Origin of the sequence: Nocardia cyriacigeorgica (assembly GCF_005863245.1) — a bacterium.
In the GTDB taxonomy this organism is placed as follows: Bacteria; Actinomycetota; Actinomycetes; order Mycobacteriales; family Mycobacteriaceae; genus Nocardia; species Nocardia cyriacigeorgica_C.
Genome location: NZ_VBUT01000011.1, coordinates 81,332 through 102,604 on the forward strand (window position 1 = coordinate 81,332; position 21,273 = coordinate 102,604).

Sequence of the window (21,273 nt, forward strand, 5' to 3'; positions counted from 1 at the left end):
CTATGGTCGCGTCGGTCCGGCTAGGGAAGCGACATAAGGAGTACACGATGCGGGTAGCGATCCTGGGGACGGGAATCTTGGCGGAATCACTGGCCACCGCCTGGGCGCGGGCGGGCCATGAGGTGGTGATCGGCGGGCGCGATCTGGACAAGGCGCGTGCTCTGGCGGCGCGAGTCGGGCGCGGGACCACAGCCGCTCACCCGCACAAGGCGGTGGCCGGGCGCGCGGCCGTCCTGCTCGCGGTGACCTGGCACGCCGTCGACGACATGCTGCGCGCGGCCGGCGCCGAGGCCTTGCGCGGCGCGACGCTGATCGATCCGACCAACGCCGTGGAACACGGCGTCGGAGTCCTGCTCACGAAACCGGGTGAATCGCAGGCCGAGCACATCGCGGCTATGGTTCCGGACGCCCAAGTGGTCAAGGCCTTCCATCTGTTTCCCGCGCAGCAGTGGCGGTCGCCGGCTGATGATCCGGTGACCGTAGCGATGTGCGGAGACGATCCGGCCGCACTGGAGGTCGCCGGCGAACTCGTCCGTGCGACGGGTGCGCGGCCGGCCGTGCTGGGTCCGCTGGCGCGGGCACGTCAGCTGGAGGAAGTCGCCGGGTTCACCATCGGGCTCGCGTTCGCCGGTGTCGACCCCAACTCCGCGATTCCCGTCGCATAGCCGGTCGACGTCGGCCGCCTGCGGTTACCGTGCCCGGTATGACCGACGAACACGCGCCTGAGATCGCGGTGCTGGGCAGCATCAATATGGATCTGGTCACCACGACCGAGCGGCGGCCGCAACCCGGTGAGACGGTGCTCGGCAGCGGGTTCGCGATGGTGCCGGGGGGCAAGGGCGCGAATCAGGCGATTGCGGCGGGGCGGGCCGGTGGGCGGGTCGAGTTCATCGGGGCGGTCGGTGACGATGTGTTCGCCGATGAACTTCGGGCGGTGCTGCGTGCGTCCGGGGTGGGGACGGCGCGGCTGCGGACGGTCGACGGGCCGAGCGGGATCGCCGCCATCGTGGTGGACACGAGCGGGGAGAACAGCATCATCGTGGTGGGTGGGGCCAATGCCGCGATGATCGACCTCTCCGACGAGGATCGGGAGGTGATCGCCGGCGCGGACATTCTGCTGTGCCAGTTGGAGATTCCGATCCGGACCGTCCTTACCGCCGCCCGGCACGGGAAGGCGAACGGGACGATCGTGGTCCTCAACCCGTCCCCTGCCCAGGAGCTGCCGGCCGAGCTGTGGGCCGAGGTCGACGTCGCTGTGGTCAACTCCGGCGAGTTCACCGAGCTCGGCGCCGACCTCGATCCGGTCCCCCACCTGGTGGTGACCCTCGGCGGAGACGGCGCGCGCTACCGCGGGCCCGATGGTGACGAGTTCCGAGTGCCCGGGCTCCCGGTGGAGGTCGTCGACACCACGGGCGCGGGCGACACCTTCACCGGCGCGCTCGCGGTGGCGTGGCATCGCGGCCCGGCCGAGGCCGTGCGGTGGGCCTGCGCGGCGGGTGCGCTCGCGACCACCCGGCTCGGGGCCAGCGCCTCGATTCCGACGCGCGAAGAGATCGAAGCGGTGCTCACCTGACGAATCAGCGGCACCCATCGCTGCCCTTTCCACACCGAAATTCAGGTGCGCCGGAACGCTGCCGTGCCTACCGTTGATTGTGGAAGGCGAAGCGAATTCGCCGGTATCGAAAGGATCGAGACAATGTTTCCCGTCGAGCTGCCCGGCACCCGGGCGCGGACGTTGATGTGGGCCTCCGAGCACGATATCGAACAGGCCGCGCTGCGGCAGCTGCGGAATATCGCGCAACTGAAATGGGTCCACGGCGTGCGCGTCATGCCGGATGTGCACCTCGGCAAGGGCGCGACAGTCGGCTCGGTCATCGCCATGAAGGACGCGGTCGCCCCGGCGGCGGTCGGCGTGGATATCGGCTGCGGTATGGAAAGCGTCAAGACCAACCTGACCGCTGCCGACCTGCCCGACAATCTGCATTCCCTGCGCAGCCGCATCGAGGCCGCGATACCGGTGGGATTCCATGCCCACGACGACCCGGTGGACGTGCGGCGTCTCGGGGCCGAGGTGTCGGGGCTCGGTGCGAGCACGGCGACGTTGCGTTCGGGGTGGGATCGGTTCTGGGGGTCGTTCGACGACCTCGACAAGAGTGTCCGCAACCGGGAATCCAAGGCGCATAAGCAGATGGGGACCCTAGGCGGGGGAAATCACTTCCTAGAATTGTGCCTCGACCAGGACGACTCGGTATGGATTCTGCTGCATTCCGGCAGCCGGAATATCGGCAAGGAACTGGCGGAACGCCATATGGCTGTCGCTCGTACGCTTCCGCATAACGCGGACCTGCCGGATCGCGACCTCGCGGTATTCCTTTCCGGCACGCCGGAAATGGACGCCTACCGTCGCGATCTGACCTGGGCACAGGAGTACGCGGCGCGAAATCGCGCTGTCATGCTCGCCCTGGCCTGCAGTGCGGTCCGCGACGAATTCGCCGACCGTCCGGTGCATTTCGATGCACCGATCTCGTGCCACCACAACTATGTGGCAGAGGAGATGATCGACGGCATGCCGATGCTGGTGACCCGAAAGGGCGCGGTACGTGCGGGCAAGGGTGACCTGGCGCTGATCCCCGGCTCGATGGGCACCCGCTCGTATGTGGTGCGGGGCAAGGGAAATCCCGACTCGTTCCAGTCGGCCTCGCATGGCGCCGGTCGGCGCATGAGCCGCACCGCGGCGAAGAAGCGGTACAGCGTCGCGGATCTGATCGCTCAGACCGAAGGCGTCGAGTCCCGCAAGGACGCCGGTGTCGTGGACGAGATTCCGGCCGCGTACAAGGACATCGATCAGGTCATCGCCGCCCAGCGGGACCTGGTCGATGTGGTGGCAACGCTGCGTCAGGTGCTGTGCGTCAAGGGTTGACCGATTCCGGCCGGGCCACGCCATGGCCCGGCCGGGACAACTCATCCAGCGGGAACCTCAACGCCGCCTCAGCGTCGCGACCACACCCGCGCCGAAGAGCAACGTTCCGACGATGAGCACCATGCCGCTGACCAGCCATGCGTGCAGGGCGACGTGCAGCTCGGCGGCGAGACCGGGGATGTCGCCGATCAGGCGGAAGGTGTCCTCGGGGAAGAAGATCTGGATGATTCCGGGCAGGATGCCCCAGATCAGGCCCGCGATCATGGTCGCTGCCGGTGAGTATGCCGCCAGCACCGCCACCAGTAGGAGCAGAACCGCGCCGAGCACCGACTGACCCGGTGCGCTCCACCGATCCACCGAATCCCACCAGCGGCTGGTGGCCAGCGAGCCGTGCGCCGCGATACCGATTCCGATCGGCGTCACCACCAGGGCAACGGCGGTTCCGATCAGGGTGCGGCCAAGCGCGCCGCGATTCTGAAACTGCGCTCCTGGCGGCGACCACCCCACGGGCGACTGGAAACTTTCCGGCACAACATCCTCCTACCAGGTCACGGCGCCCGGCGCCCCCTCTGCCCCGCCGCTCCGCGATTCGTGGCCGTACTCAGGTGGGTAGACCGTAGCGTCGGCAACCGGCGGTATCGGGTCGAACAGGTAACCCGTACCCGACGAGTTACCCACAACGATGCGAAATCAGTCGTCACGGCCGGATTCGTGACGGGACCGACGACTTGTCGGTGGTGTAGGGCACCATGGCCTCCATGGACACAGCTGAGGGGACGACAACGGCGGGTATCGACGTTGGCGGGCTGCGGGAGCGGGCCGAGGGCCTGTTGCGGGAGCTGGCCGGGGGCGGGGCGCGGCTACGCGAGGACCAGTGGACCGCCATCGAGGCGCTGGTGGTGCACCGGCGTCGCGCGCTGGTGGTGCAGCGCACCGGGTGGGGTAAATCGGCGGTGTACTTCATCGCGGCGAAACTGCTCCGGGCGGAAGGGCGCGGGCCGACGGTGATCGTGTCGCCGCTGCTGGCGCTGATGCGTAACCAGGTGGCGGCCGCCGAACGCGCCGGGGTGATCGCCGCGACCATCAATTCCGGCAATGTCACCGAATGGGACGACATCCACGCCCAGGTCGCGGCCGGTGAGGTCGACGTGCTGCTGGTGAGCCCGGAGCGACTGAACAATCCGGACTTCCGCGACCAGGTACTGCCGAAGCTCGCCGCCGACGCGGGCCTGGTGGTGATCGACGAGGCGCACTGCGTGTCCGACTGGGGCCACGATTTCCGGCCGGACTACCGGCGCATCCGCACCCTGATCGCCGACCTCGGATCCGATGTGCCGGTGCTGGCCACCACCGCCACCGCCAACGATCGCGTGGTCACCGATGTGGCGACCCAGATCGGCACCGACACGCTGGTGCTGCGCGGCACTCTCGACCGCGAATCGCTGCACCTGTCGGTGGTGCGGTTCGACGACGCCGTCGAGCGCACGGCCTGGCTCAGCAGCCATCTGGGTGAGCTGCCCGGCTCCGGCATCATCTACACGCTGACCGTCGCCGCGGCACAGGACCTGGCCGACGTCCTGAACTCCCATGGCCACACGGTCGCCGCCTACACGGGCCAGACCGATCCCGCCGAACGCGAGATGCTCGAGGCCGCGCTGCTGAACAACGAGGTCAAGGCACTGATCGCCACCTCCGCGCTCGGCATGGGTTTCGACAAACCGGATCTCGGTTTCGTGGTGCACGTGGGCGCGCCGTCCTCGCCGATCTCCTACTACCAGCAGGTCGGTCGCGCCGGGCGCGGGACCGAGCGCGCGGAGGTGGTGCTGCTCCCCGGCCCTGAGGACGCGCGCATCTGGAGCTATTTCGCCTCCGTCGCCTTTCCCCGCGAGCACATCGTGCGTTCGGTGCTCGCGGCGCTGGATACCGAACGTCCGCAGTCGACGGCGGCGTTGGAGCCGCTGGTGGAGCTGAACCGGTCGCGCCTGGAGATGGTGCTGAAGGTGCTCGACGTCGACGGCGCGGTGCGCCGGGTCCGCGGCGGCTGGCTGTCCACCGGCCAGGATTGGGTGTACGACAGCGAGCGCTACGAGCGGCTGGAGGCGGCCAGATCGGCCGAACAGCAGGCCATGCTCGACTATCAGACGACCACCGGCTGCCGCATGGTGTTCCTGCGCGGCCAGCTCGACGACCCCGGCCTGCACGCGGCGGACCCCGGCAGCGCCGACTGCGGCCGCTGCGACAACTGCACCGGCGTCCGGCCGGACACCGCGCTCGACGCCGACGCGGTCGCGGCCACGCGGGCCCGGCTGGACCGGCCCGGCATCGACCTGGCGCCACGCAAGATGTGGCCGACCGGCATGGCGAAGCTCGGAATCCCGTTGTCGGGCAAGATCTCCGAGGGGGCGGAGACCGGCCGGGTACTCGGCAGGCTCAGCGCGCTCGGCTGGGGGCAGCGGTTGCGAACCCTGCTCGACGGCCCGGACGGGCCGGTCCCGGACGCGGTGATCCAGGCCTGCATCGCGGTGCTGCGCGACTGGGACTGGGAGACCCGCCCCACCTCCGTGCTGGCCCTGGAATCTCCCACGCATCCGGTGCTGACGGCGAGCGTCGCCGCGCGGCTGGCCGAGATCGGCAAGCTCCGCGATCTCGGCACCATGCGGGTGCGCCCGGACCGGCCGCCGGTGTCGGCAGTGAACTCCGCGCACCGGGTGGCCGCATTGCACGACCTATGGGAACTACCCGACCTGGGCCCGCTGGACGGTCCGATCCTGCTGGTCGACGCCCTCACCGATACCGGCTGGACCTTCACCGCCGCCGCGCATCAGCTCCGCACGGCCGGCGCACCGGCGGTCCTGCCGTTCGCGCTGGCCACCCCGACCTGAGTCGGCCGCGTGGTTCGGCCGGACGATCTGCCCGGTGCGGGTTATGGTCGGGACGTGGCCAGTGGCAACGGGGCGGCGATCGAGCTCGAGGTCGGGGACCGGCTGGTTCGTGTCTCCAATCCGGACCGGGTCTATTTTCCGGACACCGGTGCCACCAAGCTCGATCTGGTGCAGTACTACCTGAGCGTCGGGGACGGCATCGTCAACGCGCTGCGGGATCGGCCGTGCATGCTGCACCGGTTCCCGAAGGGCCTCGCCGGTGACAAGGTGCATCAGAAACGGTTGCCCGCGGGCGCGCCGGACTGGGTGCCGACGGTGCGGGTGTTCTTCCCGCGCTACGGCAGGCATGCCGACGAATTGTGCGTCTCCGAGCTGGCGGACGTGATCTGGGCGGTGCAGATGTCGACGGTGGAGTTCCATCCGTGGAACTCCCGCCGCTTCGATACCGAACGCCCCGACGAATGGCGCATCGACCTGGACCCGATGCCCGACTGCCCGTGGTCGCGGGTGCAGCGGGTGGCCGGCGTGGTGCGCGAGGTGCTCGACGAGATCGGCGCCGTGGGCTGGCCGAAGACCTCCGGCGGGCATGGGCTGCACATCTATGTGCGGATCGCGCCCCAGTGGGGATTCAAGGATGTGCGTCGCGCCGCGCTGGCTTTCGCCCGCGAGATCGAGCGGCGCGCACCGGAGGACGTCACCACCACGTGGTGGCGCAAGGACCGCGACCCGCGGATGCTGTTCGTCGACTACAACCAGAACGCCCGCGACCACACCATCGCCGCCGCGTATTCGGTGCGCGGCGTGCCCGAGGCCACCGTGTCCACACCCGTGAGCTGGGAAGAGATCCCCGACATCGACCCGCGCGACTTCACCATGGCCACCGTCCCCGCCCGCTACCAGAAGCTCGGTGACCTGCACGCCGGCATCGACGACGCCGTGTTCGAACTGGACCGCCTGATCGAGTGGGCCGATAGGGACAAGGTCGAGCTGGACGACGAGGACTGACCACCCGATCGATCACGGCCGCATTCGCCTGAACCGATGTGATCGGACCGCACACGCCACCGGATGGATCGGGCGGTGCCGGCAATCGACCGGCGATGCCCCGCACCCACCCTCCCCGCGTTCGGCGGTACGTTCGGGTTCGAGGACGGCCGGGCGCGCGAGCACCGGCGGATGGTGAGCGAAGGAGGTCCGAGGATGAGCCGGATGGCGGTTGCGGTCGGCCCCGGGGAACAGCCGGTGCTCGAGCAGGCGGTGACGGAGGCGGGGGCGTGGGTTGCCGGGCTCGACGAGGCGCGGGCGCTCGTCTGGAATGGTCCGCCGACGCGGTTTCCGGAGCGGCTTCCGGACGGTATCGAGTGGGTGCAGTTGAATGCGGCCGGGGTGGAGGACTGGTTCGACGCCGGTGTGTTCGAACGCTTTGCGCGGGTCCGATTCACTTCTGCGGCAGGCGCTTACGCAGCGAGCGTGGCCGAGCACACGCTGATGCTGTTGCTGGCGGGTGTGCGGTATCTGCCGGAGCATCTGCGCGCCGAGAGCTGGCGGCAGCAGGAGTTCTTTCCGCATGTCGGCTCGCTGCGCGGAGCCACTGTCGCCATCGTGGGTGCGGGTGGGATCGGGCGGGCGCTGATTCCCATGCTGACGCCGCTGGGTGCGCAGGTCATCGCGGTCAACCGGTCCGGTCGGCCGGTCGCCGGGCCCGGTATTCCGGACGCGGTGGAAACGGTGCGCGCCGACGAGCTGGCCGGGGTCTGGTCGCGCACCGACCATGTGGTGATCGCGGCGCCGGCCACGGCCGAGACCCGGCATCTGGTCGGCGCCAAAGAGCTGGCGCAGTTGAAGCCGTCGTCGTGGGTGATCAATGTGGCGCGCGGCAGCCTCGTCGATACGGACGCGCTGGTCGAGGCCCTTCGCGCCGGGACGATCGGCGGCGCCGGACTCGACGTGACCGATCCCGAACCGCTACCCGACGGGCATCCGCTCTGGTCACTGCCCAATGCCATTGTCACCCCGCATGATTCGAACCCGCCGCAGTTGCGGATGGCGGCGTTCGCCGAACACGTGCGGGCGAACGTACTCCGCTTCGCCGACGGCGCGTCGTTGCTGGCGCCGATCGAACCGGACCGCGGGTACTGAGGTCGGGTGACAGCGCGGGCGTTAAACTCGGACAGTCGACGGCCGGGCGCATGCCGGTCCGGCACAGGTGGGGATATGAGGAGGTGCAGCGATGCCGAACTACCGGATCGATGACCTCGCACGCGCCGCCGGGACCACCAGCCGCAATGTCCGCGCCTATCAGGAACGTGGGCTGCTGCCGCCACCGGTCGGCAAGGACGGCCGCGCCAGCATCTACGACGACTCGCATCTGGAGCGGTTGCGCCTGATCGACGCGCTGCTCCAGCGGGGTTTCACCACCGCGCACATCGCCGACTTCATCACCAGCTGGGAAACCGGCAAGGACCTCACCGAGGTGCTCGGCCTCCAGCACGCCGTGACGGCGACCTGGGCCGAGGAGGAGCCGTTCGAGGTCTCACGGGAGCTGATCGAATCCATCCTCGGCTCCGACACCGACGATCTGGTAGGCCAGCTGCGCGACCTCGGCCTGGTCCGCGTCGAGAACGACACGGTCGTGTTCACCGACACCCAACTCCTGAGCACCTTCTCCGAACTCGACGAATACGGCTTCGACCTGCGCACCCTGATCAGCGTGCACGCCCAGGTCGCCGCGCGCATCGACGACATCACCAAGATCATGATCACCGCCGCGCGCCGCCACATCGTCGACGAGCACGGTCCCGGCTGGCTGCCGGAAACCAGCGAAGAGATCGCCGAGACCACGGCGATGCTCAACAAGATGCGCGAACTCGGGGTCGCGTCGGTGCACAGCACGCTGGCCCGCTCGCTGGATACCACGCTGCGCCGCGAGCTCGGTGAATACCTGGAAACCGCCGCCCAACGTGAACGCAACCGCGCCACCGCCAACGGCGAATCGACCCGCTAGCGACGGCCACGACGCGCGATTCACGCCCGGGACACGGTTCGGGCCGTACTCTGCTTGGCAAGCGTTTGCCGACGAATGGAGTCGTCATGACCTCCGATCGAGCGAAGCTGCCCCCGCAGGGCCTGGTGCGGGTGGTGGAACGGGTGCGCAACGTCATGGCGACCGCGCACCGGCGGATGGTGCCCGGCCATGTCGCGTTGCTGGAGATGATCGCGGCCGGCTGGTTGACCCAGGCCATCCACGCCGCGGCGGAACTCGGGGTCGCCGACGCGCTGGCCGACGGGCCGCGTGACAGCACCGACCTGGCCAAGGCGGTCGGCGCCGACGAGGACGCGTTGCGCAGGCTGATGCGGCTGCTGATCAGTCACGGCATCTTCACCCGCCGCCGCGACGGCCGCTACGCGCTCACGCCGATGGCGCAGGCGCTGCGCGCCGACGCCCACGTCTCATTGCGCGACGCGACCCTGTTCTTCGGTTCGAAGATCCACCGGGACAACTGGACCCAGCTGGTGCAGGTGGTGCGCACCGGTGACGCGGTGGGCAATACCGTCGACGGCGTTCCGCTGTTCGACTATCTGCGCACCGACCGCGAGTTCGGCGCGATGTTCGATCGCGCGATGTCGAGCATCGACACCCTCGGCCGGGAACCGCTGCTGTCGGCCTACGATTTCACCCGCTATCGCACGCTCGTGGATGTGGGCGGCGGGCAGGGCGCCTTGCTGACCGAGATCTTGCAGCGGGCACCGCAGTCGCGCGGCATCCTGTTCGACCTGCCGGAGGTGGTGGGTGAGGCGCGGGAACGGCTGACCGAGCTCGGCGTGGCCGATCGATGTGCGGTGGTGGCCGGATCGTTCTTCGACACCGTGCCGGAAGGCGGCGACGCCTATCTGCTCAAACACGTCATCCATGATTGGCCGCACGAGCAGGCCACCCGGATTCTGCGCACGGTGCGCAATGCCATGACACCGCGGGCACGGCTGTTGCTGATCGAACTGGTCCTGCCCGACGACGATCGCCCGCATCCGGGCAAGTACATCGATCTGGAGATGCTGGTCAATACCGGCGGCCGGGAACGCACCGAGGCCGAATATCGTGCGCTGCTGGCCGAATGCGGTTTCACACTCACCTCGGTGACGCCGACGTTGTCCCCGGAGAATGTGCTCGAGGCGGTGCCGGCGGGCTGAGCACGTCGCACCCGGTCCGAGAACCGCCCGGGCACACCACTATCCCGGGACGACGGCCTGCGCGATGAGCGCCAGGTACAGCGTGAGAATGAACAGCACCGCCGGGATCACCGGGTAGTCCTCGTCGGCCGAGCGCTGAAAACGCAACCCACCGAGGAACGGAATCAGCAGCAGCGCCAGCGGAATCCAGCCGATGACCGCGCGAGCGCCGTCGTGTTCCCACGGCCGCACCAGCGCGATATCGGCCGCTACGGCCAGCACCGCGCAACCCAGCGCCGCGAACATCGACCCGGTCGTGCCGAGCGCGTTGGAGTAGTACATCTGCCCCGGCCGCGATATCCGTGACGTCTTGCGCGCGAATTCGAACTGGAGAAAGGCCCCGGCGAAGATCACCGCCGCGGCACCTGCCTGCCAGCCGGGCTCGACGTCGCCGGTGTCGATGGCCGAGATCACGACATACGCGGTGACCAGCAACTGCACCGGATACGTGACCAGCAGATTCAGCAGGATGTTGCGGCGGATCGGTGCGGAAATCCGCTCCAGCCCCCACAGCGCGAGCCCGTAGGCGAGCACCGCGGCGATGGCCACGGCCGAACCGATCGACAGCAGCAGGCTCGCGGCGATGGCACCGACCGCGATGACGGCCATCGCTGCCCGCAAATCCCCGGCGGTGACCGCGCCCGTCACCAGTGGCCGGTCCGGATTGTGCACCCGGTCGTAGTCGAGGTCCTTCTGCTCGTCGACCATTCGCAGATACAGCAGCACGAACGCGACGACGACGATCCGCAGGGCCGTCGCCCAGCTCGGCCGCCAGCTCGCTTCCGGGTCGGTGACCAGCGCGGCGGTGCCTTCGAGCGCCAGCACCCACAGAATGCCGTAGAGCAGGTAGTGCGGCTTGTACATCACCGCGGTGAAGCGGGCGATGCGCACGAGCGAGGCGACCGGACCCGCACCGGCCGGTGCACCGCCTGCCTGCCCGGACGCTCGTTCGCCGGTATGCACGCCGCCCTCGCTCACTGGGCACCCCAGCGATCCCACATGGTCACCTCGGCCGCAGGCGCCCGCTTGGCGGGTCGCGCGTTTCCCGGAAGCAGATGCCCCACCGGCAGCATCGCCACCTGCGTCACCTCCTCGAACGGGATGCCGAGCAGGTCGGCGATCTCGCGTTCGTAAGCAAGATGCGCGGTCGTCAGGCAGGAACCCAGACCTCGAACATGCAGGGCCAATTGAAGATTCCACACCGCCGGGTAGATGGATCCGTAGAAACTGGCCAGCAGCCGCGAGGACGCCTCGGCCGGTGGACGGCCCAGCGAGCACACCACCACCAGCGCGGGCACCTCGTGCAGATGCGCGGCCAGGTACTGCCCGGACGCCAGGTCGCCCAGCTGATCCGGACGGGGTGTGCGCGCGGAGAGATAGGCGGCGAAGCCCTTGCGGTAGTACTCGGCGATCTGCTGTTTGGTATCGGGGTCCTCGACGACGAGGAACCGCCACGGCTGCCGGTTGGTGCCGCTCGGCGCCTGCACCGCGATATCGAGGCATTCCAGGAGCTCGCGGCGTTCGACCGGGCGGGTCAAATCCAGCCTGCGCCGGAAGGCGCGCGTCGTGGTGAGCAGTTCGGCGCCACCCATCACCGGCCCGTCCCGCCGGCCGAATCGACGACGACGTCGTCGGTGAACTCGGCATCCACCCGGGCCGCGACGGCGCCGGCCTGCTGGATCTCGCAGCGCACCACCGTGCGGTCACCGGTGCGGCCGATGATCTCGGCGCGGCATTCGGCGGGGCTGTCAAGCTCGACGAACCGGTCGAAGGTGCTCGAGACGCCGAGCAGCCTGGGTGCTTGCTCGAGCACCATGGCCAGCGCGGTCTGCCTGCACGCCTCGATCAGCAGGCTGCCGGGGACATGGTCGAGCGGGTGGTCGAACAGGAAGGGGTGCCCGATATCGGGCACCAGCGTCGCGATCGCGGTGCCGCCTTCGCGACAGACCGGGCCCACCACCACATTGCGCCAGTTCTCCCGGCCCACCGCCGCCGGTTCGGCGCGTTCGGTCAATGCGGAGGCGCCGACGAACGGGCCGAGGCCAAGGCTGTCGCGGAAGCCGCTGCGCATCCGCTCCCAGCGGCGGCCGGTGGTCCAGGAGAACGACCCGTCGACGGTCATCATGGGAACGCCGCCGCAGGAGATGTCGAGCACCATGTCGACGCCGTGCATATCGGTGCCGTCGTGATGTTTGCGCGGAACCCGCACCGCCATCACCAGATCCGCGGGCGCGAACCCGACATCCCAGGCGGCGGTGTCGGAGCCGGTGCCGTTGAAGGTGCGCACCAGGAACGCCCGGTCGGTGGGGACGGCGTAGAACTCGTGGGTCAACGCGATCGCGGCCTGCCTGGCGGCCTCCATCACCACCAGTGGATCGTGGCGCAGGGCCAGGCTGCCCGCGTGGTCGCCGTAGTAGGAGTGCATGCGCGGTAGCTGCGCGCCGGCGACGAACCGGTCCTCGCCGAGGCTGTCGAGGGAGGTGACGAACACCTCGGAAACCGCGCAGCGGTGCGCCAGCTCGCGGGAGATGGTGCGGGTATGCGACGCGGTGTTGTCGGCATTCACTGTCTCGACACTCACGGCCGGGCCTCCAACCAGTCGGATGCGGTGACCGGGCGCAACGTCTGCGGTTGCGTCCCCACCCGCATGGGCAGTACGTAGGACCCGAGCACGATCACCGACCACGGATCGAGCTCGACGCCCTGATCCCAGGCCGTGGCCAGCAGTCGCGCACAGTCGGGGTCGGATTCGGGATCGACGCCGTCGGGCAGCGTGATCCCCGCGTCTTCGGCCTCGGCGATCAGGCGGCGGGCGGCGGCGGCCCGGTCGAAATCGCGGGCCGGGGTGCTCGCGTAGAGCTCGGCGGCCAGCTGCCCGGCCTCGGCGGACCGGTCGGCGCCCGCGGCGGCGCGGCTGATCAGCTCGGCGCGGCGCGGCTCGTCGAACAGGATGGCCAGTTCGCGCAGGACGTCGGCGGGGTCGTCGGGCGAATGCACCAGATTCAGCAGGTAGCTGTGCTGCCCGAGCAGATGACGCAGTTCGCCCGGGCGTCGCTTGCGCGGATCGGTGGGCCCTTTGGCGTCGGTCAGCCGGACCGGGACAGGCAGTTCGGCGTCGGCTCCGGCCACCACGAGCACCAGCACATCGCAGATGCCGACCAGCAGGTCGGCCAGGCGACGGCGTTCGGTGGAGGCGATGTTCCACGAGTAGTACCACAGGGCGCGGGCCAGCAGCCGGTCACCGGTGACGCGGCCGGCGTCGACCACCCGGAAACCGTTGTCCGCCAGCCATCCCAGCGTCGGCTCCACGGCGCGCCCCACGATGGCATCGGGTTTGAGCAGCAGCAGCGAATGTTCTCGGGCGAATTTCGCCGCGTCGACGCCCGCGCGGTCGAGTTGATCGACGCTTTCCTGCACATAGGTGTCACCCGCGTAGGCGCGCACCTTCTCCGGCTGAGTGGTCAGCGCGCCCAACAGTTCGCGCAGCGCATCGCTCATCGGCGCACCCCGCCGACGCCGTTGCCCGCCAGGACGTCCTCGATCGAGGGCAGCGGCACACCGAGATACCCGGATTCCAGGCAATAGTCGAGCAGTGCGCGCAGATAGTCCTTACCGGTGGCCGGGGACGGCCTGCCGAGCAGCGCGTCGGCGTGCTCGGTGTCGAAGACCAGTCGACGCCGGAAGTAGCTGGTGTAGAGCGAGCCGATGCGCCGGTAGTACTCGCGTTCGATGGGCGCGAGATCGGATTCGGCGAAACTGCTCTCCGGAACGAAGGTCGCCACCTCGAAGGACGGGTATTCGGCCAGCACGTCGGAGACCTCGCGCAACGACAGCGTGTCCCGGCCCAGCGCGTGCATGGTGCGCCCCGCCGCCGAATCGAAGTCGAGCACCGCCGCGGCCACCACATCGGCCACATGGTCGACGGGAGCCAGCGACAGCGTGGCGTCGTAGCGGCCCGGCAGCGAGCGCAGTTTGCCCTCCACCATCAGCTTCACCACGGTGTAGAGGTTCTTGTACTCGCGGATGACGCCGGTATCGCTCGCGCCGGTGACGATGCCGGGCCGCACGATCGCCCAGCGCAGACCGCGCCCGCCCGCGGCGTGCACGAGCTGTTCGGCCCGGAACTTGCTGGCCTCGTAGCCGTTGCCGAACTCGTGTCCGGTCTCGAGTTCGTCCTCCCGGATGGTGCCGCCGCGCATCCCGCACACATACGCGGTGCTCACATGCACCAGCGGCACCTGCCAGCGCTGCGCGAGGTCGATGGCGTTGGCCGTGCCGGCGATATTGAGCTGCTCGTAGTCGGTGTCGGAGGCGTCGAAGGCGGTGGTGGCCGCGCAGTGCACGATCACCCCGACCCGCTCGGAGAGGTCGTCGGCGTCGCGATCGCTCAGCCCGAAGCCCGTCGCCCGGATATCACCGGTGACCGCGCTTCCCGGTTCCAGCAGGGTGCCGTCGTTGCGGGTGATCTCACCCTTGCTGTGCAGCACCGCGGCGACAGGGCGACCGGCCGCGGCCAGCCTGGCCACCACTTCGGCGCCGACCAGGCCGGTCGCGCCGGTGACGAGGGCGGTGTCGCGATCGCTCATGACCGGCCGTCCAGACTGCCGGTGATCAGGGTGATGACCTCACCGACCCGGCGCACCCCGGCCAGCTGTTCTGGCTTGTATCTCGGCAGCTCGAAGGCGCGTTCGAGCACCACGGTCAGCTCCATCAGCCGCAGCGAATCGAACCCGAGGTCCTCCATGAGCCGCTGGTCGTCGGCCATGGCCGCGTCCTGATCCGGCGCCATGGCGCGGATGAGGGCGCGGACCCGGTCGGCGACGGCGGTGTCGATGGCACTCATGCGGACTCGCTTTCGCGTAGATGGGGTTGCCGGCCGCCGGTGCTCAGCAGATCGCGGGCCTCGTCCAGCGGCAGGTCGGTGTCGAGATAACCGGCGATGCGCAGCCAGTCATAGCCGATGGCGAGGGTGCGCCGCCACTGTTCGCGCGAATCGAAGGAGGCCGGGAAGTCGGCACCACCGGCGACCGCGCGCACCAGGACGACGAAATCATCGATCGCGGCGAATCCTGCCATCATGTCCGAGCCCGAGGCGATGGCCGTCGAGAAGCGCACCGCCTGTGCCGTTTCCAGTGCGTCCAGCAGTTCACCACGGCGCCCGGCGTGCGGCGGCAGCAATCGGCGCACCGTTTCGACGGACGCCACATCGGCAGGCAATGGATGAATCCCGAAGGCCGACAGCAGCACCCGCACCGCCATCGCGATCATCCGGTGGGCGGCGATATCGGCGACCGCGCCCTGCGCGTTCTTCACCGCTCCCGCAAGGTCCTCGCGGGCGTTCTCCAGCACGATGTTCGACCACACCAGGTTCATCGCGCATTCGGTGAACCGTGGTGCGGGCAGTGGTGAGAGGGTAGCGACCGGATCGGTGCTCACCGCACCGGTGACGCCCAGCGTCGGCGCGGCCCAGGACGGGACGGGCGTGTAGGGCCGCAGCGGTTTGCACATGGCGAGCGCGGGTTCGATGGGCCCGTCACCGCGCCAGTCCAATCCGACCAGGCCCAGGCGCAGGAACTCGGCCAGTTCGGCGCGAATATCGCTGCTCGCGCGGCCGAGCACCGCGGCCAGCGAATGCCGGAACACCACCGACCGCCAGGCGCGGCCGCCGCGTTCGGAGAGCACGAACACGTCGCGGTCGCCGCGGATGACGTGGATGCGCTCGCCGATCTTCCAGGTGGTGACGCGGGGGACGCGGGCGAACAGGATCTGGTCCGCGTCGTCGGCGACACCGGTGACGCCGAGGTCGGCGGCCAGGGCGAGCAACTGCTCCCACCACAGCCGCTGTTCGAGGGCCCGCTCGGTGCCCGCGCCCAGGATTCCTTGTGGTCGAGCGGAATTCGCCTCCTGACGATCTCCCCCGACCTGCTCGCCGGTGGCGCAGGCGATCGTGGCACGGTCGGCGGCGAGCAGATCGTGGAATCTGGTGATCCGCTCATCGGCGCCGATGCGAGCCAACTGCTGGGGCAGCCATTTGGTTTCGAGATAGGTCTCGTTCACCCCCGCCGCCCAGGCCTTCATCGCCTGCCGCAGTCCGTCCTGCGCCCACTCACGAGCTTCGGCGTCCGCGCCGAGGGTGCGCAGCGCCACCGCGTACCGCAGCGCCTGACGTGCGCGCGCGGCCCACCAGTCGGCCAGCACGGCCGCGAACTCGCCGTGCGGCAGTGTGGCGCGCAGCTCGTCGATATCGGGGGCGCCCGCGCGCACCAGGGTGGCGCGCAGGAATCGCTGGCAGCGGTTGAGCAGGTCCTCGTCCAAGACGGTGGGATCGGCGGCCTGCGCCACGGTGTCCAGCTGACGCCGCAGCTGGGCTTGCGAACGCGTCCGCACCTCGACGCGGCGGCCGTCGATGAACAGCACCGTCGGCAGGGTCGGCAGCTCCTCGTCGCCGGGTGCGACGACCAGGAAGTCCACATCGGAGCCTTCGTTGCCGAAGCCCTCGGCCAGCGAGCCCTCGAACAGCACCGCCGAATCCGCCGGGATGGACACCTCGGCGAGGGCGGCGTCGAGCAGTTCCTTCGTGCGGTCGCTGGGCAGAGTCGGCGTGGGCATGCCGGCCTCGACGGAGGCCGTGCCGCTGCCACCGGTGGACGCCGTGCCGTCGGCCTCGTGCACCACCGCCCCGTCCAGCACACCGTCGGCGAACAACTGCCACATGTGACGGCGTCGCGGCTTACCACTGGAGGTACGCCGGATCAGCCCCCGCGGCCCGGTGACGACGGTGACCGTCTGCGCCGGCCCGAGCTCACCGCGAATGATCTTGCGCGCCTCGGTGATCCACTCCCCCGGCGCCGATTCGGCGAACAGCGCGATGCCCTGCGCACCGGCCTCGGTGATCGCCACCGCGGCCAGTTTGCCCTTGGTGATGCCGGTTTCCTGCGCGACCCGCGATTCGATGTCCTCCATGAACACCGACCGGCCGCGCACCTTCAGGCTCGAACCCATCCGGCCGAGCACGAAAACCTCACCGCGGTGCAGGAATCCGGCGTCACCGGTGTAGAGCACGCCGTCCTCGATGCGGGTCGACGATCCCGGGCTCGGCGGCCCGGAGTAGCCGAGGGCGACCGAATCGCCCACCACCACCATTTCGCCGAGGGTGCCGTCGGGCAGGTCGTTGCCTTCCTCGTCGACCACCCGCACGGTCGATTCGGGGGTGGAGTAACCGAGGCCGGTGATCCATCCCGCGCCCTCCACCCGGTGGGTGTCGTCGAGGGGTTGTTCGTCGAGCACCGAGACCGGCGCGCCGAACCGCAGGGCGGCATTGTCCAGCCGCAGCGCCGTCACCGGGCGGCCGCGCGCCGAGGACGTCACCATCAGCGTCGCCTCGGCCAGGCCATAGGCGAGGGTGTAGGCGTTCATCGAAAAGCCCTGGTGGCCGGTCAGTTCGGCGAACGATTGCAGATCGGCCACCTCGACCGGCTCCGATCCGACCGCCAGCGTCCGCCACCCGGACAGGTCCAGGTCGGCGATGTCCTCGGGCCGTACCCGGTGCGCCACATAGCCGAGCGCGAACGACGGCGAGGGCGAATGCTGAGCCCTGGTCATCGCCCGCAGCCAGCGGACCGGGTCGCGCACGAACTGGTCGGGCCGCATCAGATACAGCTCACCCTGGTTGGTGACGGTGGTCAGGAACGCGCCGACCAGCCCCATATCGTGATACAGCGGCAGCCACGACACCATCGCCTCACCCGGGCGCCAGTCGATCAGCCGCGAGATCATGTCGATGTTGTTGGCCAGGTTGTGCCAGCTCACCCGCACTCCGCGCGGCGTGCCGGTGGACCCGGAGGTGAACTGGAGCAGCGCGCACGGATCCGGCGCGCCGAAAACCCGCTCGGCCGGGGCAGGCGGCAAGGTCGCCGGATCGATGACGACCGGCTCATCGGTGCGGCCCGCCTCGACCATGGCGCGCCGGGCCAGCTGCTCGAACTCGACCGAGGTCACCACCACCCGCGGCTGCGCCTGCGCCAGGATCGCGGCCACATGGCTGATGTACTGGTCGAGATCGCCGAACATCGGCGGGGCCACCGGCGTGAACACCCCGCCACACGCCCACACCGCGTAAAACGCTGCCGTACAGGGAAATCCGGTCGGCATGACGACGCAGGCGCCGTCGCCGCTGCCCATGCCGTGCTCACGCATCACCTGCGCGATCGCCCAGGTGAGGTCGGCCAGCTCGGCATAACTGCGGTAATCCCAGCCGTCGGCCTCGTCGGCGAAATGGATGCCGGTGGCGGCGTCCGGCTCGACCAGCCACTGCCGCACCGTCGCCACATGATCGGTCTCACGCATCGCCGGACTCCGCTCCGGACAGCACCGTCACAGTCCCCGTGGTTCCGTCCACCCGTATCCGCATTCCCGTCCGTATCCGCTTGGTGATGTCCTTGACCTGCACGACCGTCGGCACGCCGAGCTCGCGCGCCACGATCGCGACGTGGGTGAGGGGGCTGCCCCGCTCGATCACCAACGCCGACGCGGACGGCAGCGCCGCCACCCATCCGGGGTCGGTGCGGTAGGCGATCAGGATGCCTCCGGCGACGTCACGGGGCTCATCTACCACAACCGCGCCGCCCTCGACCACACCGGATGATGACGGCGTGCCTGCCAGGACGGTACCCGGGGTCGCGGGCGGAGTATCGGTGACGGGAACCCAGCCCTGGGAAGCCAACTCCTGCCTGCCGAATCCGGACCCGACCGTGCTGAACCGCGCGGGCGCCACGAGCTCGGCGTCCTTGGCGCGCTGCACCTTTCGCGCCGCCACCAGATCACGGTAGGTGCTCGTATCGGCGTCCTCATAGCTACCGCGCAGCTCCTGCACGGTGAGGTAGAAGACATCGGAGAACTCGTCGATAACCCCGCGCGCGGCCAGATCGCGGCCCATCACCCGGATCATCCGCTTCACCATGCCGAAAGCCCTGGTCCGGCAGAACCGCAACCGCTCACGGTGCGCCGCGCAGCGAGATACCTTGGCGCGCAGGCGTTCATAGATCCGCCGGCGCACACCGGTCAGATGCGCGTCGAGGTAGGCGTCGGCTTCGGCGGCGCGATCGGGCTGCTGCCCCGCCTGCCCCACCCGGCCCAGCGCGCTGCGCAGCATGACGAACAGGCTCGCCGGATCCTCACGCAGATCCGGGGTCTCCAATTTCAGCTCGTCCAGGCTGCGGTAGCCGTAGCGGTCGATATAGGCGTCGACCTCGGCGCGAAACGCGGCATAGTTCTCGCTCGCGTGCAGCTGACGGTAGACCTGTTGCGGTTCGGTCGAATTGATGAGCGCGGTCAGTTCCGGGTCGGCGTGCACCGTCTCGGCCATCGCCGTCAGCGCACGCGCCGGTTCCGCCGACTCCACATCCGCACCCGGCCCGACGACCGCGTACAAGAACCACTCCGGCGCCTTGGGCAGGAACAGCTTGGTGAGCAGGTACATCGCGCCGGTGCAGGTGAGCAGGATGGCGTCGAGCACCATCAGCGGACCCCAGCGCCGCACCAGGTCGGCGTCGACCCTGCGGTAGGCGGCGTAGGCCTGCTCACCGGTGAGCGTGGTGTAGTCGAGGGCCTCGTATTCGTCGTAGACGCGGTAGAACTCGGTGAGGAACTGCTCGACCATCGCGTCGATGCCGAACAGCCGGCGCAAGTAGGTGACGGTGGTGACCGTGCGCGACCGGATCTTTTCGGCTGCCGAGCCGAAGGTGTAGGGCCGCAAAGTTTTCGCGATCTCGTCGGGCAGCGGTTCGTCCACCCCGAGCGCCGCCTCCAGCACCTTGCGGTTGAGCGGATAGCCGGGCGCGATACCGACCATGCGATACCAGTGCAGCAGGTTGTAGTAGACCCGCCCGTGGAAGTAGCCCAGCAGCACCGGCGTCCAATCGTCGGTCTGACGCAACTGCTCGGCGGGCACCTTCAGCGATTCGGCGTAACCGCGGTAGACGCGGCCGTAGATATCCGCGGCGGTGGTGTAGGTCAGCGGCGAGGTGAGGCCGCTGAAGCTTTCGATGATGTTGGAGTTGTCCCAGATCCGGGTCTCGCCGTCGGGCACGGCCTCACCGGCGCCGCGGATCAGCGCGGTCTCGGCCACCGCCCGATCCGCTGCCGGTGTCAGGGTGGTGGTGATGGGGCGGGCCTGCAAGAACCAGATGCCGTCGTCGTCGATGGCCCATTCGATGTCCTGTGGTGCGCCGAGCTCGGCCTCGAGTTTGCGGCCCAGCTCGGCGAGGGCGGCGATCTCGGTCTCGGACAGCGCCAGGCGGGCACGGCGCTCGGCGTCGACCTCGCTGGTCGTCGAGCCACCGACGGCATCGGGCACGAACGCGCTGTCCTTGTCACCGATGACCGTCTCCACAACCGCGCCGGTGCGGTCCACGACCACCGAATCGGCGTCGACCGCGCCGGACACCAGCCCCTCCCCAAGGCCGTACACTGCGCTGATCACCAGCTCATCGGGCGAACCGCTCGCCGGATTGGCGGTGAACATCACCCCGCTGACCCGCGCAGGCACCAACCGCTGCAACACCACCGCGACGGCCGCGACCCTTGGCTGATCATGGGCGAACGCATACTCGATCGAACGCTGCGAGAACGCCGACGCCCAGCAGGCGCGCACCTGGCGCCGCACCGCGTCCTCGCCGTCGACATTGAGAAACGAATCGAACTGACCGGCATAGGAATGCGCCGGACCGTCCTCGGCGGCGACCGAGGAACGCACCGCGACGGCGCCACCACCGAGCCGGCGGTATCCGTCACCGATCAGCTCGGCGACGTCCGCGGGCAGCTCGGCGGACTCGATCGCCGACCGCAACGCCACGCCGGCAGCCGAGGCCGCCTCGGGCGTGCCGGCGGCGGCGAACTCCGCGATCTGCTCGTCCAGACCCGCACCGGCGGCGAACGCGTCGAAGACGTCGGTGCCGAGCACCGCCCACTCCGGTACCGCGAAGCCACTGTTGTGCAGGATGTGCAATCCGCGGGCCTTACCGCCTGCCGAGGCCGAGATGGCCCCCGAGTCGGTCCACGGTCCGAGCAGCTGCACGCTTCCTCCCATCGCTCCCGGTCGATACCGGGCAGCTCATATTCTCGGGCCCACCGCGCGCACGGTGGGCCCGCGACCGAGTAAATCCGAGCATTGTCTGTATATCCGAGAATTGACCATGGTGTTAGCTCACAATCCTCGGGTCCCCCGGCAGTGCCACACCGTTTCGT

The 21,273-nt window shown here is 69.2% G+C and carries 17 protein-coding genes; 8 read left to right on the forward strand and 9 right to left on the reverse strand.

What is annotated here, in order from left to right; all coding sequences use genetic code 11:
* Nucleotides 1-47: 47 nt before the first annotated feature.
* From FEK34_RS24740 to FEK34_RS24750, 3 genes are all read left to right on the forward strand, one after another.
* A complete protein-coding gene (locus tag FEK34_RS24740; RefSeq protein WP_138451530.1) occupies nucleotides 48-665 on the forward strand; it encodes an NADPH-dependent F420 reductase in 618 nt (205 codons plus the stop codon).
* Nucleotides 666-703: 38 nt separating this feature from the next.
* Nucleotides 704-1,573, forward strand: coding sequence for a ribokinase (locus FEK34_RS24745; RefSeq protein ID WP_138451532.1), 870 nt, complete (start codon nucleotides 704-706; stop codon nucleotides 1,571-1,573).
* Between the two features lie 123 nt (nucleotides 1,574-1,696).
* A complete protein-coding gene (locus FEK34_RS24750) occupies nucleotides 1,697-2,920 on the forward strand; it encodes an RtcB family protein (protein WP_138451534.1) in 1,224 nt (407 codons plus the stop codon).
* A 57-nt stretch (nucleotides 2,921-2,977) separates the two neighbouring features.
* Here the strand turns inward: FEK34_RS24750 and FEK34_RS24755 are convergent, their stop codons facing one another.
* Nucleotides 2,978-3,451: a hypothetical protein gene (locus FEK34_RS24755; protein ID WP_138451536.1), complete on the reverse strand. Its 474-nt coding sequence runs from the start codon at nucleotides 3,449-3,451 to the stop codon at nucleotides 2,978-2,980.
* 227 nt (nucleotides 3,452-3,678) lie between these two features.
* Between FEK34_RS24755 and FEK34_RS24760 the strand changes: the two genes are divergently transcribed.
* The 5 genes from FEK34_RS24760 (at nucleotide 3,679) to FEK34_RS24780 (ending at nucleotide 9,990) form a co-directional block, all read left to right on the forward strand.
* Nucleotides 3,679-5,802 carry a RecQ family ATP-dependent DNA helicase gene (locus FEK34_RS24760; protein WP_138451538.1) on the forward strand — a complete coding sequence of 708 codons (2,124 nt, stop codon included), beginning with the start codon at nucleotides 3,679-3,681 and terminating at the stop codon, nucleotides 5,800-5,802.
* A 54-nt stretch (nucleotides 5,803-5,856) separates the two neighbouring features.
* Nucleotides 5,857-6,807 (forward strand): non-homologous end-joining DNA ligase, encoded by a 951-nt coding sequence (gene ligD / locus FEK34_RS24765; protein ID WP_138451540.1) that lies wholly within the window; start codon nucleotides 5,857-5,859, stop codon nucleotides 6,805-6,807.
* Nucleotides 6,808-6,978: 171 nt separating this feature from the next.
* Entirely contained in the window at nucleotides 6,979-7,941 is a 963-nt protein-coding gene (locus tag FEK34_RS24770) for a D-isomer specific 2-hydroxyacid dehydrogenase family protein (RefSeq protein WP_432760988.1), read from the forward strand.
* 91 nt (nucleotides 7,942-8,032) lie between these two features.
* The gene (locus FEK34_RS24775) at nucleotides 8,033-8,806 is read left to right on the forward strand and encodes a MerR family transcriptional regulator (RefSeq protein ID WP_138451544.1); all 774 of its coding nucleotides are present in this window, start codon (nucleotides 8,033-8,035) and stop codon (nucleotides 8,804-8,806) included.
* 86 nt (nucleotides 8,807-8,892) lie between these two features.
* Complete coding sequence (locus FEK34_RS24780) at nucleotides 8,893-9,990, forward strand: methyltransferase (protein WP_138451546.1); 1,098 nt, start codon at nucleotides 8,893-8,895, stop codon at nucleotides 9,988-9,990.
* Between the two features lie 39 nt (nucleotides 9,991-10,029).
* On the opposite strand, the gene FEK34_RS24785 is transcribed toward FEK34_RS24780, so the two are convergent.
* From FEK34_RS24785 to FEK34_RS24820, 8 genes are read right to left on the reverse strand one after another with little or no spacing between them, the layout of a single operon-like run.
* The gene (locus FEK34_RS24785) at nucleotides 10,030-11,028 is read right to left on the reverse strand and encodes a hypothetical protein (RefSeq protein ID WP_249359578.1); all 999 of its coding nucleotides are present in this window, start codon (nucleotides 11,026-11,028) and stop codon (nucleotides 10,030-10,032) included.
* Nucleotides 11,004-11,621, reverse strand: coding sequence for a nitroreductase family protein (locus tag FEK34_RS24790; RefSeq protein ID WP_171048374.1), 618 nt, complete (start codon nucleotides 11,619-11,621; stop codon nucleotides 11,004-11,006). Before FEK34_RS24790 ends, FEK34_RS24785 begins: the two co-directional genes overlap by 25 nt.
* The gene (locus FEK34_RS24795) at nucleotides 11,621-12,610 is read right to left on the reverse strand and encodes a ScbA/BarX family gamma-butyrolactone biosynthesis protein (RefSeq protein ID WP_138451550.1); all 990 of its coding nucleotides are present in this window, start codon (nucleotides 12,608-12,610) and stop codon (nucleotides 11,621-11,623) included. The genes FEK34_RS24790 and FEK34_RS24795 overlap by 1 nt, the downstream gene beginning before the upstream one ends.
* Nucleotides 12,607-13,527, reverse strand: a complete 921-nt coding sequence (locus FEK34_RS24800) for a nucleoside-diphosphate kinase (RefSeq protein ID WP_138451552.1) — start codon at nucleotides 13,525-13,527, stop codon at nucleotides 12,607-12,609. The genes FEK34_RS24795 and FEK34_RS24800 overlap by 4 nt, the downstream gene beginning before the upstream one ends.
* The gene (locus tag FEK34_RS24805) at nucleotides 13,524-14,615 is read right to left on the reverse strand and encodes an SDR family oxidoreductase (protein WP_138451554.1); all 1,092 of its coding nucleotides are present in this window, start codon (nucleotides 14,613-14,615) and stop codon (nucleotides 13,524-13,526) included. The genes FEK34_RS24800 and FEK34_RS24805 overlap by 4 nt, the downstream gene beginning before the upstream one ends.
* Complete coding sequence (locus FEK34_RS24810; RefSeq protein ID WP_138451556.1) at nucleotides 14,612-14,872, reverse strand: acyl carrier protein; 261 nt, start codon at nucleotides 14,870-14,872, stop codon at nucleotides 14,612-14,614. The genes FEK34_RS24805 and FEK34_RS24810 overlap by 4 nt, the downstream gene beginning before the upstream one ends.
* Nucleotides 14,869-18,375 (reverse strand): AMP-binding protein, encoded by a 3,507-nt coding sequence (locus FEK34_RS24815; RefSeq protein WP_138451558.1) that lies wholly within the window; start codon nucleotides 18,373-18,375, stop codon nucleotides 14,869-14,871. The genes FEK34_RS24810 and FEK34_RS24815 overlap by 4 nt, the downstream gene beginning before the upstream one ends.
* The gene (locus FEK34_RS24820) at nucleotides 18,368-21,103 is read right to left on the reverse strand and encodes a phosphoenolpyruvate synthase (RefSeq protein ID WP_138451559.1); all 2,736 of its coding nucleotides are present in this window, start codon (nucleotides 21,101-21,103) and stop codon (nucleotides 18,368-18,370) included. The genes FEK34_RS24815 and FEK34_RS24820 overlap by 8 nt, the downstream gene beginning before the upstream one ends.
* Nucleotides 21,104-21,273 lie beyond the last annotated feature (170 nt).

Excerpts from the sequence above, each read along its gene's own strand:
- FEK34_RS24740 (WP_138451530.1), top strand. The coding sequence starts at position 48 with ATGCGGGTAGCGATCCTGGGGACGGGAATCTTGGCGGAATCACTGGCC.
- FEK34_RS24745 (WP_138451532.1), top strand. The coding sequence starts at position 704 with ATGACCGACGAACACGCGCCTGAGATCGCGGTGCTGGGCAGCATCAAT.
- FEK34_RS24750 (WP_138451534.1), top strand. The coding sequence starts at position 1,697 with ATGTTTCCCGTCGAGCTGCCCGGCACCCGGGCGCGGACGTTGATGTGG.
- FEK34_RS24760 (WP_138451538.1), top strand. The coding sequence starts at position 3,679 with ATGGACACAGCTGAGGGGACGACAACGGCGGGTATCGACGTTGGCGGG.
- FEK34_RS24770 (WP_432760988.1), top strand. The coding sequence starts at position 6,979 with ATGGTGAGCGAAGGAGGTCCGAGGATGAGCCGGATGGCGGTTGCGGTC.
- FEK34_RS24775 (WP_138451544.1), top strand. The coding sequence starts at position 8,033 with ATGCCGAACTACCGGATCGATGACCTCGCACGCGCCGCCGGGACCACC.
- FEK34_RS24780 (WP_138451546.1), top strand. The coding sequence starts at position 8,893 with ATGACCTCCGATCGAGCGAAGCTGCCCCCGCAGGGCCTGGTGCGGGTG.
- FEK34_RS24790 (WP_171048374.1), bottom strand. The coding sequence starts at position 11,621 with ATGGGTGGCGCCGAACTGCTCACCACGACGCGCGCCTTCCGGCGCAGG.
- FEK34_RS24800 (WP_138451552.1), bottom strand. The coding sequence starts at position 13,527 with ATGAGCGATGCGCTGCGCGAACTGTTGGGCGCGCTGACCACTCAGCCG.
- FEK34_RS24805 (WP_138451554.1), bottom strand. The coding sequence starts at position 14,615 with ATGAGCGATCGCGACACCGCCCTCGTCACCGGCGCGACCGGCCTGGTC.
- FEK34_RS24810 (WP_138451556.1), bottom strand. The coding sequence starts at position 14,872 with ATGAGTGCCATCGACACCGCCGTCGCCGACCGGGTCCGCGCCCTCATC.
- FEK34_RS24815 (WP_138451558.1), bottom strand. The coding sequence starts at position 18,375 with ATGCGTGAGACCGATCATGTGGCGACGGTGCGGCAGTGGCTGGTCGAG.